Raw genomic sequence first — 13,388 nt, 5'->3', positions numbered from 1 at the left:
CGGACGCCATGAGCCCCGGGCGCCCGCCCGGGGTCAACGCCTATTTGCGCCGCTTGGAAAAGAACCGGGGATTGCGCGAAACGAAATATTCGATCGTTGCGGTCAGCCCGCCCAGCTGCTGCCCCTTAAGATAGGCAAAGCCCACGCCCGCCCCCAGCACGGCGCCCACGCAGTCCACGATCAGATCGCCCATCGTGTCCATCAGGCCCGATTTCTGCATATTGGTGCCAAAGGTCTGATCCATCGTGAACTCGAAAATCTCCCATATCGCGCCAATGGCCACGGCAAAACAGAAGGCAAAGAAACTGATCGCCCAGGGGGGTGCCGCGTATTTGTCGCCCTGGAACATCATGAAGACCAGCACAAAGCCGATCAGCCCGAACCCCACAGCCGAACCGCCATGCATCAGGATGTCCCACCACCAGTATCTGTTATAGAAATCAAAGACCTCGCCCAGAAAGATCGTGCCGCCGACAAACATGACCACGGCCGCGTAAAACCCCGGCGGCACCACCACCTCGGCCCAGCGGGCGACAAAGGCCGGGGCCATCGACAGCCCCAGCGTCATCAGCGCGATGAAGGCCAGCGAAAACCGCTCGGTAATGAGCGCTTCGACGGCAGCCAGCAGAAGCGCGGCCCAGATCAGCCGGGTCAGGATGGACTGTTCGCGCAACATCGGTGTCTTATCTCCTGAAAGGTCATGACACCCCCAATGAAAGCACCCATCCTCACCCTGACAAGCTGGAACCTGCAGAAATGTGTGGGTCTGGACCTGCAACGCAATCCGCAGCGCTCCCTGCAGGTTCTTGCGGCAACCGGCGCAGAGCTGGCCGTGCTGCAGGAGGTCGACAAACGCCTGCCGCCGCGTCCGGCCGCCCTGCTGCATGACATGGTGGAAAGCGATGGCTGGCACATCCTGCCCTTCAGCCCTGTCAGCGCAGGCGGTCCTTCGCTCGGCTGGCACGGCAATGCGATGATTGCCCGCCCCGGCGTCACCGCCCGCTCCACCCACCGGATCGAGCTGCCGGGGCTGGAGCCGCGCGGCGCCATCCGGGCAGAGCTCGACACCCCGCTTGGTCCCCTGCGCGTCATCGGCGTCCATCTGGGCCTGATCCGGCGCTACCGCCTGTTACAACTGGCCGCGATCCGGCGCGCGCTGGCCCTGCTGCCGCCCGCGCCCACGGTCATCACCGGCGATTTCAACGAATGGGGCGCGCCCCGCGTGATCGAACATGAGATCGCCCCCCTGAGGCTGGTGCCGACGCCGCCCACCTATCCTGCCCCCCGGCCCATCGGTCGCCTCGACCGGATCGCGCTCAGCGCCGATCTGACGGTCGCGGAACCGCCCCGCGCCCATATCGCCCAGCCCGCCCGTATCGCCTCTGACCACCTGCCGCTGGTGGTCCGGCTTGCCCGGCGTGACGGCGCCTGAACTTCCTGCTAACCCGGAGGCGTTCCAAACTGGGTCATGAGTATGAGATGGATCGTTCTTCTTCGTGGGGTAAATGTCGGCGGGCACGGCAAACTGCCCATGAAACCGTTGAAATCCGCGTTGGAGACGGCAGGCGCACAGGATGTCGCCACCTATATCCAGTCCGGCAACCTCGTCTTCACCCATGATCTGGACAACGCCCGAAACCTGGCTGACTGGACCTCCGACCTGATCGCAGCAGAATTCGGCCACCGCCCGCCCGCGCTGGCCCTGACGGCAGAGGCCTTGCGTAACGTCATCGCGGCCAATCCCTTTCCACAGGCGGCGGAGCCCAAATTCATGACCTTCCACCTCTTTGACGGCACGGTGGATATGACCCGCCTGACAGCCATCAGAACCAACGCCTACGATGGCGAGGAGATCGCGCCGGGCGACGGATGCCTCTATCACTGGCCCCCCAGAGGCATTGGCAAATCGAAAATCGCACAGAAAATCCCCGCGGCGATCAGCGGCGTGACCACGGCCCGCAACCTCAACACGCTCCGCGCCGTGCTGGATCTCGCCTGAAACCACGGCGATCCCGTCCCTCGGATCCTGCCACAGCGCCTGTGCGCGGCCCGAAACACTGCGTTGACTGGACTCCCATCACCCCGGTGCTAGGGTCCGGCAAAACAAGGAGCTTATCCATGTCTCTCGACGCCGTCCTCTCGCGCATCGACAGCGACCTGCCCGCTGCCACCGATCGCCTCCTCGACCTTCTGCGCATTCCCTCAATCTCCACCGATCCGGAGTTCAAAGCCGATTGCGACCGCGCCGCCGACTGGCTGGTCGCAGATTTGACATCCCTGGGCGCCAAGATCGAAAAGCGCCCCACCCCGGGCCACCCGATGGTCGTGGGCCATATTGGCGAGGGCGCGCCGCATCTGCTCTTCTACGGCCATTATGACGTGCAGCCCGTCGATCCGCTCGATCTCTGGGACCGCGATCCTTTCGATCCCGAACTGCAGGAGACAGACAAGGGTCAGGTCATCCGCGGTCGCGGCGCGGCCGATGACAAGGGCCAGCTGATGACCTTTGTCGAAGCCTGCCGTGCCTGGATCGCGGAGAATGGCAAACTGCCCTGCAAGATCACCTTCTTCTTCGAAGGCGAGGAGGAATCGGGCTCCCCCTCCCTCGTGCCCTTCATGAAGGAGAATGCCGAGGAACTGAAAACCGATATCGCGCTGATCTGCGACACCGGCCTCTTCGAAAGCCGTGTGCCCGCCATCACCACCATGCTGCGAGGCCTCCTCGGCGAAGAGCTGACGATCACCGGCCCCTCCAAGGATCTGCATTCCGGCATGTACGGCGGCATCGCCATGAACCCGATCCGGGTCCTGTCGCGCATCATCGCCGGACTACACGACGCGACGGGCCGGATCACGATCCCCGATTTCTACGAGGGCGTGCCGGAAATCTCCAATGCGCTCAAGGCTCAGTGGGACGGGCTGAATTTCGACAGCAAAGGGTTCCTTGGCGATGTCGGCCTCTCCGCCCCGGCGGGCGAACAGAACCGATCCCCGCTGGAGATGATCTGGTCCCGCCCCACCTGCGAGGTCAATGGCATCTGGGGCGGCTATACCGGCAAAGGCTTCAAGACAGTGCTGCCGTCCAAAGCCTCTGCCAAGATCTCCTTCCGGCTGGTCGGCCAGCAGGACCCTCTGAAAATCCGCGAAAACTTCCGCAAAATGGTGGAAGACCAGCTGCCCGAGGACTGCACGGTAGAATTCCACGGCCACGGTGCAAGCGCCGCCGGCCAGATGGAAACAGGCGATCCGGCTTTTGAGGCCGCCCGCCAGGCCCTGTCCGACGAATGGCCCGATACGGCCGCCTATATCGGCTGCGGCGGTTCCATTCCCATCGCGGGCTATTTCAAGACCATCCTCGGCACCGATGCCATGCTGATCGGATTTGGCAAAGACAATGATCAGATTCACTCGCCAAATGAAAAATACGATATGGAGAGTTTCCACAAAGGTATCCGCTCCTGGGCCCGGGTCCTCGACGCCCTGTCTGGATAAATCTTTGTTGGCTGTCTGATATGAGTTGCCTGAGCTGCAGCTCAGGCGGCGGGAGGGGGGGCTTTGCCCCCCGTCTCTTCGAGACTCCCCCCAGGATATTTAGGGCAAGAAAAAGAGATTTTCCTGCTGGAAAAATCCCGGGAGGTCTGGAGGGCAGCGCCCTCCAGGGCCTTTGCGGCCTGAGCAAAATAAAATCGAATGCGCCGCAGGCGCTCATGTATGCAACGCGCAGTGCGGTCCGAAAAGTTCCTCAGAACATCCCGTCAAACCGCTCCGGCAATTGAAATTGCACAGGCTGGTCCTCGCGGTCAAATTCGTAGTATCCGGTGTCTCCGCGCTTACCCCAGCTGTTGTGCATGGCCTTGCGGAAGGGTTTCATCTCGAACCCCTCCTGCAGGGGGAGATCGGCAAAGCTTTCGAAAAGCGCCCTGTCGTCGCCCCGGGCATCGGCAAACCAGTGCCGACCGATGGAGACATCGGATATCCTGTCGGCCTCCACGGCGGCCGTCACGGCATTGCGCCGGTCCATCGCCTCTGCATAGGCCGGGAAATCGCAGAATTTCAGGTGGAAAAGGTAGAGATTGTCGGGCGTGATCAGCTCCGGAAACTCCGTAAAATGCCCCCCGCGCGCGATCTTGGCGGGAACGGAGGTGACACAGGGTTTCGAATAATGCGGCGCCAGCCGCACATGCCGGCGCGGGCCCAGCACCCGGTCACGGATCGGAGCATGTTCGATATCGATCCGGTGGATCACCTCCAGCCCCAGCGGCGTAAACACCCGGTTGCCGCGCCGATCCTCGAGAAACTGCAGCAGGCTCTTGCCGGCTTCCGGATCCAGAACGACCAGTTCGTCCACATCCCCCACGATCACATGCTTGTAGTAGGATCGCAGCCCCGCCACGACCCCGTTCAGCAGTTTCCAGCGCTTTGCATCGAAATTTTTATGCGGATCGCCGGGAATGCCGATCACATTGGCCCCTGCTGCCATCTCTGCCACTGACCGTCCGCGGCCGTGGTTGATGACATAGCAATTTTCCAGCCCCAGCAGCCCGCCATAATAGTCCAGCCAGATGCGAAGAAAAAATTCATCGTCACGGACCATAGTAACGGCACAGGCTGTGGATTGCATCGAACGGGCCTCTTATATCCGGGCGCTTTCCTGGCCCTTTCCGCTTTGTAACTTGTTTCCCGCCCCGAGAGCCACCTAAATGCGGGCAAGGAGAGCCACATGCTGCCGCAGTCTTTTGCCGAAACCGGCATTCATATCCATCGCGTCAATCAGGCCGCGCCAGAGATGTATCAGGTCCTGGGCGAACGCGGCTCGGGAACAAATGTCGTCCGCAAGCTGATCGACAAGAATGTCCGCACCTTCCGGACCGAGGCGCTTGGCTGGAAACACGGGTTTCCCCATATGATCGCTGTCCCTGACAATCTGCTGACGGTTGTCTGTATCCGCGATGCGCGCAACTGGGCCCTGTCGATGCATGACCGCCCCTGGCACGCCCATCCCGAGATGCACCGGCTTGGCTTTGCGGAGTTCATCCGCACACCCTGGCGCGGTATTGTCGACCGGGTGACCGATTTCGAGACAATCCATCCGGAGCTGAAGGCCCAAGGCGCCGATCTCCAGTTCGACCGGCACCCCCTCACCGGCCGCCCCTTCGATAACCTCTTCGCGCTGCGCCGGGCCAAGCTGGAGGGGCATCTGTCGATGCTGCGCCGGGGGGGCGACGTCATGGTTGTCAGAATGGAAAGCTTTCTGAACGACCCTGAAAGCGCGCTTCAGCATCTGTGCCGGGCCTTCGATCTTATCCGAAAGCACGACGATCTGAAGCTGGTGAAACGGCGGATGGGAACCCGGCACAAGATCGGGTCCACGCGCCCCGAGACCCCTTCGGAGATGGCACCGGAGGACATCGCCTTCATGAAGACGCAGCTTGATCTGCCGCTGGAGGCTCAGCTGGGCTACGACTACTGACGGTCTATTCCGCAGCGATCCGCTGCATATCTCCCCGAAGGTGAACCAGAAGCGGTGTTCTTTCTGAATAGGCCAGCCGCAGGTTGTTCCGCTGCTGCGCAATGGCTGTCACCAGGGCTTCGGGATCGTGCATGGGAAGGTTCAGCAAATCCGCCATCTCGATCTCCCACCAGCGGCTTTCCTGAAGAGCGGCGCACAGCTCGTCCGGGAAACGTTTGCGGATGATCCGTGCCGGATTACCGCCGACAATCGTATAGGGCGCGACATCCTTTGTGACCACCGTTCCGCTGGCGATGACGGCCCCGTCCCCGATCGAAATCCCGCCACGAAGAACGGCATTATCGCCGATCCAGACGTCATGGCCCAGGGTAATCGGGTCTCGCTGGGGTTGCGGGCAGGCCGGAACCTGACGCAGGGACGGTCGTTGGCCCGTCACCTCTTCGCGACGGTCGGCATAGGCGTAGAACAACTCGCGACCGGAATTAAAGAACGCCGATGACGACGAGGCCGCCTCAATCGGGTGACGAAAGCCGGTAAACGTAACGCCCGTTCCAACGGAACAGAACCGGCCGATCCGCGCATTGGCGGGGAATGCCGACGCAAGTTCCGAAAACGATCCAATGGAGGGAATCGCGCTGCCTTCGGCAATGGTGCAATAGGGTTCTACGACCGTGCCGGGGCGCACCTGCAGGATTTGACCGTTGCGCCAGCGACGCGGGTAGCGATGCACGGGCGTCCTGCCCCGCAATCCCACGCGTTTCTGAAAAATATCCAGCGATTCAAGGACGGCGTGGACGTGATCGGTAACCTCAACACGAGCAAAGCTTTTCATCTCGTATCCGGGATCTTCTTGTTGTTATCGTTGATCCCATGTTGGTCCCACATTGTGGCCAAACTACGGAAAATTTATCAAAAATCCCTTTAAGGTTGCGTGGATCCGAGCAATGCCGCCATTGCGTGCAACGAAAGAAATGTCGTGCATGCACATTTCGCGATTTCGATATAGCTCCTTGAATAAAAGGAGATAATCACAATTTACCCCGGCTAGCGCACCGGGCGGACACTCCGTTCTGCCTGCAACCAGCCCCCCATCCTCAAGCTTCCGTAACGGAAACATCGAATTGGCCTGCCAAGGCGAGAATGGCGCACAAGAGAGGGCAAATTCCAAACCGCGACCGCGCTCGCGCTCGCGGTTTCATAAAACCGCAGCCGCTACGCTCTGATCTTTGCAAGGTCGGTCACTTTCCTGAGGAAAGTGTGGCGCGGTTGACGGGGCTCGAACCCGCGACCCCCGGCGTGACAGGCCGGTACTCTAACCAACTGAGCTACAACCGCGCGTGAGGGGCGGAATAGGCGATGCGCCACGATCCGGTCAAGCCAAAATCGTAGCCTTCTGCATCGCGTGCCTGCCCATGAAACGACAAAAGCGCCCCGGAGGGCGCTTTTGAATGACGGCAGTGGCGCGGTTGACGGGGCTCGAACCCGCGACCCCCGGCGTGACAGGCCGGTACTCTAACCAACTGAGCTACAACCGCGCATCTGCCGTGGCGCGGGTTCTATGCACCCAGGCTCATGGCGTCAAGCGTCAATTGCACGCCTTTTCGTGCGGAAATGCAGGGACAGCCCTACATCCCGGTCCATTGTCGATGCTGCACCTGCGAACTAGGTCTGATTCTCATCGAAAATCCCCCGGCCGCCGGGCCGGAAGACGAAAAAAGGAATCCGCCATGTCCACGAATCTGCTCGTTATCACCGCCTCGACCCGTCCGGGCCGTGCCGGGCCCGTCATTGCCGACTGGGTTGCCAAGACGGCCAGAGCACATGGGTCGTTCGACGTGTCAGAGGTTGATCTTGCCGCAATGAACCTGCCGCTTCTGGACGAACCCAACCACCCGGGCATGCAGGACTACCAGCACGACCATACCAAAGCATGGAGCGACACCATCGCCCCGGCAGATGCCTTTATCTTCGTGACGCCGGAATACGACTATTTCCCTCCCGCCTCGATCGTGAACGCCATTCAGTGCCTCGTTCATGAATGGCGCTACAAACCGGCGGGCGTGGTCAGCTATGGCGGTGTCTCCGGCGGGATGCGCGGGGCGGAAGAACTTCGGAAACTTGCCGTAAATCTTGGCATGATGCCGATCCCGCAATCTGTCCCGCTCCCCTTCTATCCGGAGTTCGTGCAGGACGGTGTCTTTACCCCGAACGAGAAGATGTCCGAAGGCGCCCAGATCATGCTGACAGAGCTGGCCAAGCTTGCGCCGGCATTGAAAACCGTGCGCAGCTGATCCGTCTGGCCGGTGGCCAGAGCACCGGCGCGGGGCTAAGATGGGCGCGACCATCCCCGCGCCGGAGCCTGCCTTGACGCGCCTCGCCCTGATCCTCGCCCTCACCATTGCCTGCCTTGCCTGTTTTCCCGGCCCGCTTCGCGCCCTCGACCGGGCCGCGATAGAGGCGCAGTACCGAACATGGCTCGAACAGGTGATCTGGCCGGCGGCCCGGGGTCAGGGCGTCTCCCGCAGCATATTCGATGGGGCCTTCCGTAACGCCCGCCTGAACTGGGACCTGCCCGATCTGGTCCCGCCGGGCACCACGGCAAAGCCCGGCAAGCAACGGCAATCCGAATTTGGCGCCCCCGCGCGCTATTTCGCCCCCGCAAACCTGTCCGGCGCCACCGCCACCGGCCGCCAGATGGCCAGACGCCATGCCACGGCGCTGGCCCGTGCCGAACAGGCCACAGGTGTGCCCGGCCGGATCATCCTGGCCATCTGGGGCCGGGAAAGCGCCTATGGCCGCGCCGCCATCCCCCATGACGTGTTTGAGATTCTGGGCACACAGGGGTTCATGTCCACCCGCGCCTCCTATTTCACAGAAGAACTGATCGCCGCCCTCCGGATCGCTCAGGCCGGACACGCCCCGGAAAGCGCCATGAAATCCAGCTGGGCCGGCGCCCTGGGCCAGCCCCAGTTCATGCCCTCCAGCTTTCTGCGCTATGCCGCAGATGGCGATGGCGACGGGCGCGCCGATATCTGGCGGTCAGAGGTCGACACGATCGCCTCCATCGCCCGCTATCTGGGGCAGCACGGATGGGTCGCCGGCCGCGACTGGGGGTTCGAGGTCACGGTGCCGGATACGGTCTCCTGCGCGCTGGAGGGCCCCGATCAGGGCCGCCGCATCTCCGACTGGGAGAAACTGGGGATTCGCCGCACCTCCGGGCGCCCCTTTCCCCAGCATGAGCAGCGCGGTCAGGGGTTTCTCATGATGCCCGCAGGACGCAAGGGCCCGGCCTTTCTGGTCACGCCCAATTTCTACGTTCTCAAGGATTACAACATGAGCGATCTCTACGCGCTCTTCGTCGGTCATGTCGGCGACCGGATCCAGTATGGCTCCGGCGATTTTGCGGCTCCCTGGCGCGATGTTGGCAAGATGAGCCGCGCCGGCATCGCCGACATCCAGCGCCGGCTTGAAGCAAAGGGCCATGACGTCGGCGGTGTCGACGGCCTGCCCGGCTTCAAGACCCGCCGCTCCATCGGCCGGTGGCAGGCCAGCGCGGGCCTGGCAGAGACCTGTTTCCCGGAGGCAGGTATGGAACGCCGCATCCGGTGACGGCATGAATGGGTTTTCCGAGCGCCTGCGCGTTCGCCGCGCCATGACTTTCGGAGGACGGCTTTCGCTGCGCTCTAGAAACGCCTGCGCGATTGCGGGGCAATCGCTTTCGGCAGACGACTTTCGCTGCGCTTAAGGTGCGCCTACGCGATTGCGGGGCAATCGCTTTCGGCGAACGACTTTCGCTGCGCGAAAGTCTTTGGTGGGTGATGAGAGACTCGAACTCCCGACATCTTCGGTGTAAACGAAGCGCTCTACCAACTGAGCTAATCACCCGTGCGGGACGCCATAGCAAACCCGGGGCAGGACAGGCAAGACCCATATGAAAGCACCCTCCCTGATCGTCTTCACCGATCTCGACGGAACGTTGCTGGATCACCACGATTATTCCTGGGCCCCCGCGCTTCCCGCCCTGTCCCGGCTGCGGGCGATGCAGGTGCCCGTCATACTGGCATCCTCCAAGACCGCCGCGGAGATTGCCCCCCTGCGCAGCGAGATGCGCCTGTCCGCCTGCCCCGCCATCGTCGAAAACGGCGCCGGCATCCTGCCGCCCCATGCCGATGCCGACCAGACCGGCGACAGCTATGCCAGACTGCGCGCCACGCTGGACAAGGTGCCGCAGGCTCTGCGCGCCGGGTTCCGCGGCTTCGGCGATCTCAGCGATGATGACGTGGCCAGGATCACCGGCCTGCCCGGCCCCCAGGCGATCCTCGCCCGCAAACGCGCCTTTTCCGAACCGGGGCTCTTCGACAGCAGCCGCGAAGACCTCGACGCCTTTGTCTCCTGCCTGTCGGACCTGGGCGTCACCGCGCGGCGCGGCGGGCGGTTCCTGACCCTGTCCTTCGGCGGCACCAAGGCGGATCGCATGGATGAAATCGCCGCCCCCTACGGCAACCCGACCTCGATCGCCCTGGGCGATGCGCCCAATGATGTCGAAATGCTGGAACATGCCGATCACGGCGTCATCATCACCAACCCCGACGGCAATGACCTGCCCCGGCTGGCCGGCGAACGGGATGGGCGTATCCGTCGCAGCGAAAATACTGGCCCAACCGGTTGGAACGAGATGATCCTCAGACTAGTTTCAACACTGACATCACAGGATTAGGAGCCAGCAAGTGTCGGATTTTCACCAGAATGGCAATATCGCGACGCTTCATAACCTGCGGACGATGTCGAATGACGATCTGACCCGCGAACTGGTCAGCTTCGCCACCACCCGGAAAATCAGCCTGATTCTGCCATCGCTTTATTCCGAACTGGAAGGCGACGCCCTGCCCAATATCCTCAAGGAACTGGCGGATGTGCCCTACCTCCACCGGATCGTCATCGGCCTGGACCGCGCAGACGAGGCCCAATATCGCCACGCCAGGGAATTCTTCTCGGTCCTGCCGCAAAACCATGTGGTGATCTGGAACGACAGCCCCCGCATGAAAGAGATCGAATCCCGCCTGCTCGATCTTGGGCTCGCCCCGACGGAACCCGGCAAAGGCAAGAATGTCTGGGGTTGCATCGGATTCCTTCTGGCCTGCGCCGATACGGAAGTCGTGGCCATCCACGACTGCGACATCGTCACCTATGAAAAAGAGATGCTCGCCCGTCTGGTCTATCCCGTCGCCAATCCCAATTTCCCCTACCAGGTTGCAAAGGGATATTACGCGCGTGTCGGCCAGGGCAAAATCAATGGACGCGTGTCCAGAATGCTGGTGTCGCCACTTCTGATCGCCCTGAAACGCGTGATCGGTGACCGCGACTACATCGATTTCCTCCGCGCCTTCCGCTATGCGCTCTCCGGCGAATTTGCGATGAGAACATCCATTCTGGGCAACCTGAGAATCCCCTCTGACTGGGGCCTGGAAATCGGCGTACTGTCAGAGGCCTGGCGCAATCTGGCACCAAAATCCGTCTGCCAGGTAGAGATCGCGGACCATTACGACCACAAGCATCAGGACCTGTCCGAAGAAGACAAGACCACCGGTCTCTCGCGCATGTCCATCGACATCTGCAAAGCGGTCTTCCGCAAGCTCGCCGCCGATGGCACCGTCTTCAACGAAGAGGTCTTCCGGACGCTCAAGGCAACCTATTATCGCTCCGCACTCGATCTGCTTGAGGCCTATTACAACGACGCCACCATGAATGGCCTCGCCGTGGACCGGCATACCGAAGAAAGAACAGCCGAACTCTTTGCCGAGAACATCATGGAAGCGGGGCGCATCTTCCTCGAAAACCCGTCTGAGACGCCGTTCATTCCCACCTGGAGCCGCGTTCACGCGGCCGATCCCGGTCTTATGACGGATATGCTGAGAGCTGTTGCCGCCGATCTCAAAGATTATGCCTGAGCCTTGGCTCAGGCGGCGGGAGGGGGGCTTTGCCCCCCGTCTCTGCGAGACTCCCCCCCAGGATATTTGGGGCAAGAAAAATAGATTTTCCTGCTGGAAATATCCCGGGAGGTCTGGAGGGCAGCGCCCTCCAGGGCCCTTGCGGCCTGAGCAAAATAAAATCGAACGCGCCGCAGGCGCGCATTTGGATCAGGCGCGGTTGGTGATCCAGCGGCACTGATAGGGGGCAAAGCGGATCGCCGGATCGGCCGGGTCGATCTCCTCGCCGGACAAGAGGTCCACCCAGTCCTCGCCCTCAATCAGGTTGATCGCAAACGGCTCGATCTCCACCTCGTCGGCAGAGACATTGTGCAGCGCAAAGATCGACTGATCCCTGTCGAGGCTCTGACGCCAGAGGCCAAAGATGCGATGATCCAGCTGCAGGGTGAACTGCGTGGCGTTCGGATGGAAGCCGCGCTGCCGCCGGCGGATGTCGATCCTCCGCTTCATCTCTTCCAGAACGATCGCATGGTCGTTTTGCGGATCGGACAGATGCGCCTGCAATTCCCCGTAATCCCAGCGATGACGGTTGATCGCCCGGTTGTGCCCGCTCTTTTCCACACCTTCGAGGTCGTTCGACGTGGCCACCAGCGAATGAATGTAGAACGCCGGGATCCCTTCCAGCGCCATCACCAGCGTCTGTGAGGTCAGAAACCGGGGGATCTGATACCCGTCCTCTCCGGCAAAGGTCCCCTTCATCGCGCTGAACCAGGTTATGTTCAGCTCATAAGGCGACTCGCCCCCGCCCGGCAGCGCCCGCATCGACACCCGACCGCCCAGAGACCGGACAGTCTCGATCACCTGCGCGGTCTCCTCGGGGTTCAGGATCCCCTCGGCCGGCCGCATCCCGATCCCGTCATGGGAGGCGGTAAAGTTCAGATAGGCACAGCCCAGCTGCGCCGGCGGCATGGAGCCCTGCCAGCGGATCAGGTTCTTCGCCGTTCCCGCCATCATCGCATGCAGCACCAGCGGCGGCAGGGTGAAGTTGTAGACCGCATGCGCCTCGTTCCTATTGCCGAAATAGCTCAGGTTCTCCTGGTTCGGCACATTGGTCTCGGTCAGCAGAATGAGCGGTTCCGACGCGAAATCCGCCAAGAGCCGCATCAGCCGCACGATCGCATGGGTCTGCGGCATATGGATCGACTTGGTCCCGATCTCCTTCCAGATGAAGGCCACGGCATCCAGCCGCAGAATCCGCACGCCATTGTCGATATGCAGCCGCATCACCCGCAGGAATTCCAGCAGCACCTCCGGATTGCGGAAGTCCAGATCGATCTGGTCATGCGAGAAGGTGCACCAGACATGCCGCACCCCGCGCGAGGTCTCCACCTCCCGCAGCAGCGGATGGGTCCGGGGGCGCACCACGTCCGACAGATCATCCTCCGGCGTGGCCTCAAAAAAGAACCCGTCATAGGGTTCATGCCCCTGAAGATATTCGTTGAACCATGTCGATTGCGACGACACGTGATTCAGCACCAGATCGGACATCAACAGGAATTCCGACCCGATCCGCCGGATATCGGCCCAGTCGCCCAGCACCGGGTTCACTGCCCGGTAATCCGTCACGGCAAACCCGTCGTCGGAGGTATAGGGAAAGAAGGGCAGGATATGCACGCCATTGACCACGCCCGCCATCTCGCGGTGCAGGAAATCACGAAGCAGATCCAATGGTTTATGCTGCCCGTCCACGATAGAGTTGCCGTAGGTGATCACCATGGCATCGCGTTCGGACCATTGCCGGTTGCCGGGAACTCTGCCTCTGCGGCGATGCTGTGTTCCTTCCGGCCAGAAGGTCTCCGTTATGCTGACGGCCAGCGCCGATGCGTCGGCATCGGGATAAATTTGCCCGATCAGAGTCATCAGGCGGGCGCGAAAGGTGGCGTCGAACTCTTGCATCGTATCCCGGAGCTTTTCTTTCACTTTCCAGATCG

12 protein-coding genes and 3 tRNA genes are annotated in these 13,388 nt (G+C 61.7%); 8 read left to right on the top strand and 7 right to left on the bottom strand.

Translation table 11 applies throughout. The features are described 5' to 3' along the window. Positions 1-40: 40 nt before the first annotated feature. Positions 41-676 carry a DUF2238 domain-containing protein gene (locus ACRARG_RS20595; protein ID WP_432691904.1) on the bottom strand — a complete coding sequence of 212 codons (636 nt, stop codon included), beginning with the start codon at positions 674-676 and terminating at the stop codon, positions 41-43. Between the two features lie 36 nt (positions 677-712). Here ACRARG_RS20595 and ACRARG_RS20590 point away from each other — a divergent pair, with 36 nt between their 5' ends. The 3 genes from ACRARG_RS20590 (at position 713) to ACRARG_RS20580 (ending at position 3,492) form a co-directional block, all read left to right on the top strand. After that, complete coding sequence (locus ACRARG_RS20590) at positions 713-1,432, top strand: endonuclease/exonuclease/phosphatase family protein (RefSeq protein WP_432691903.1); 720 nt, start codon at positions 713-715, stop codon at positions 1,430-1,432. 36 nt (positions 1,433-1,468) lie between these two features. Continuing rightward, on the top strand, positions 1,469-1,999 hold the full coding sequence (locus ACRARG_RS20585; RefSeq protein WP_432691902.1) for a DUF1697 domain-containing protein: 531 nt from the start codon (positions 1,469-1,471) through the stop codon (positions 1,997-1,999). Between the two features lie 119 nt (positions 2,000-2,118). Beyond that, on the top strand, positions 2,119-3,492 hold the full coding sequence (locus tag ACRARG_RS20580) for a M20/M25/M40 family metallo-hydrolase (protein WP_432691901.1): 1,374 nt from the start codon (positions 2,119-2,121) through the stop codon (positions 3,490-3,492). A gap of 250 nt (positions 3,493-3,742) precedes the next feature. Here ACRARG_RS20580 and ACRARG_RS20575 read toward each other — a convergent pair whose 3' ends face one another. Next, positions 3,743-4,594, bottom strand: a complete 852-nt coding sequence (locus ACRARG_RS20575) for a glycosyltransferase family 2 protein (RefSeq protein ID WP_432691900.1) — start codon at positions 4,592-4,594, stop codon at positions 3,743-3,745. A 126-nt stretch (positions 4,595-4,720) separates the two neighbouring features. On the opposite strand from ACRARG_RS20575, the gene ACRARG_RS20570 reads away from it, so the two are divergent. After that, positions 4,721-5,470 carry a hypothetical protein gene (locus tag ACRARG_RS20570; RefSeq protein ID WP_432691899.1) on the top strand — a complete coding sequence of 250 codons (750 nt, stop codon included), beginning with the start codon at positions 4,721-4,723 and terminating at the stop codon, positions 5,468-5,470. A gap of 4 nt (positions 5,471-5,474) precedes the next feature. On the opposite strand, the gene ACRARG_RS20565 is transcribed toward ACRARG_RS20570, so the two are convergent. The 3 genes from ACRARG_RS20565 to ACRARG_RS20555 form a co-directional block, all read right to left on the bottom strand. Then, positions 5,475-6,302 (bottom strand): CatB-related O-acetyltransferase, encoded by an 828-nt coding sequence (locus ACRARG_RS20565; RefSeq protein ID WP_432691898.1) that lies wholly within the window; start codon positions 6,300-6,302, stop codon positions 5,475-5,477. 426 nt (positions 6,303-6,728) lie between these two features. Then, positions 6,729-6,805, bottom strand: a tRNA-Asp gene (locus ACRARG_RS20560). A gap of 123 nt (positions 6,806-6,928) precedes the next feature. After that, a tRNA-Asp gene (locus tag ACRARG_RS20555) sits at positions 6,929-7,005 on the bottom strand. Between the two features lie 192 nt (positions 7,006-7,197). Here ACRARG_RS20555 and ACRARG_RS20550 point away from each other — a divergent pair. Together ACRARG_RS20550 and ACRARG_RS20545 are read left to right on the top strand one after the other, a co-directional pair. Beyond that, the gene (locus tag ACRARG_RS20550; protein ID WP_432691897.1) at positions 7,198-7,761 is read left to right on the top strand and encodes an NADPH-dependent FMN reductase; all 564 of its coding nucleotides are present in this window, start codon (positions 7,198-7,200) and stop codon (positions 7,759-7,761) included. Positions 7,762-7,801: 40 nt separating this feature from the next. Further along, a complete protein-coding gene (locus ACRARG_RS20545) occupies positions 7,802-9,079 on the top strand; it encodes a lytic murein transglycosylase (protein ID WP_432691896.1) in 1,278 nt (425 codons plus the stop codon). Between the two features lie 200 nt (positions 9,080-9,279). Here the strand turns inward: ACRARG_RS20545 and ACRARG_RS20540 are convergent. Then, positions 9,280-9,355: transfer RNA gene (locus tag ACRARG_RS20540), tRNA-Val, on the bottom strand. Positions 9,356-9,401: 46 nt separating this feature from the next. Between ACRARG_RS20540 and ACRARG_RS20535 the strand changes: the two genes are divergently transcribed. Beyond that, on the top strand, positions 9,402-10,187 hold the full coding sequence (locus ACRARG_RS20535) for an HAD-IIB family hydrolase (protein WP_432691895.1): 786 nt from the start codon (positions 9,402-9,404) through the stop codon (positions 10,185-10,187). A 10-nt stretch (positions 10,188-10,197) separates the two neighbouring features. Beyond that, positions 10,198-11,418, top strand: coding sequence for a glycosyltransferase family protein (locus ACRARG_RS20530; protein WP_432691894.1), 1,221 nt, complete (start codon positions 10,198-10,200; stop codon positions 11,416-11,418). Between the two features lie 189 nt (positions 11,419-11,607). Here the strand turns inward: ACRARG_RS20530 and ACRARG_RS20525 are convergent, their stop codons facing one another. Further along, complete coding sequence (locus ACRARG_RS20525; RefSeq protein WP_432691962.1) at positions 11,608-13,353, bottom strand: sugar phosphorylase; 1,746 nt, start codon at positions 13,351-13,353, stop codon at positions 11,608-11,610. Positions 13,354-13,388 lie beyond the last annotated feature (35 nt).

Source organism: Pseudooceanicola profundi (assembly GCF_050897955.1).
GTDB lineage: Bacteria > Pseudomonadota > Alphaproteobacteria > Rhodobacterales > Rhodobacteraceae > Pseudooceanicola.
This window is presented reverse-complemented; position numbering and strand designations above follow the sequence as displayed.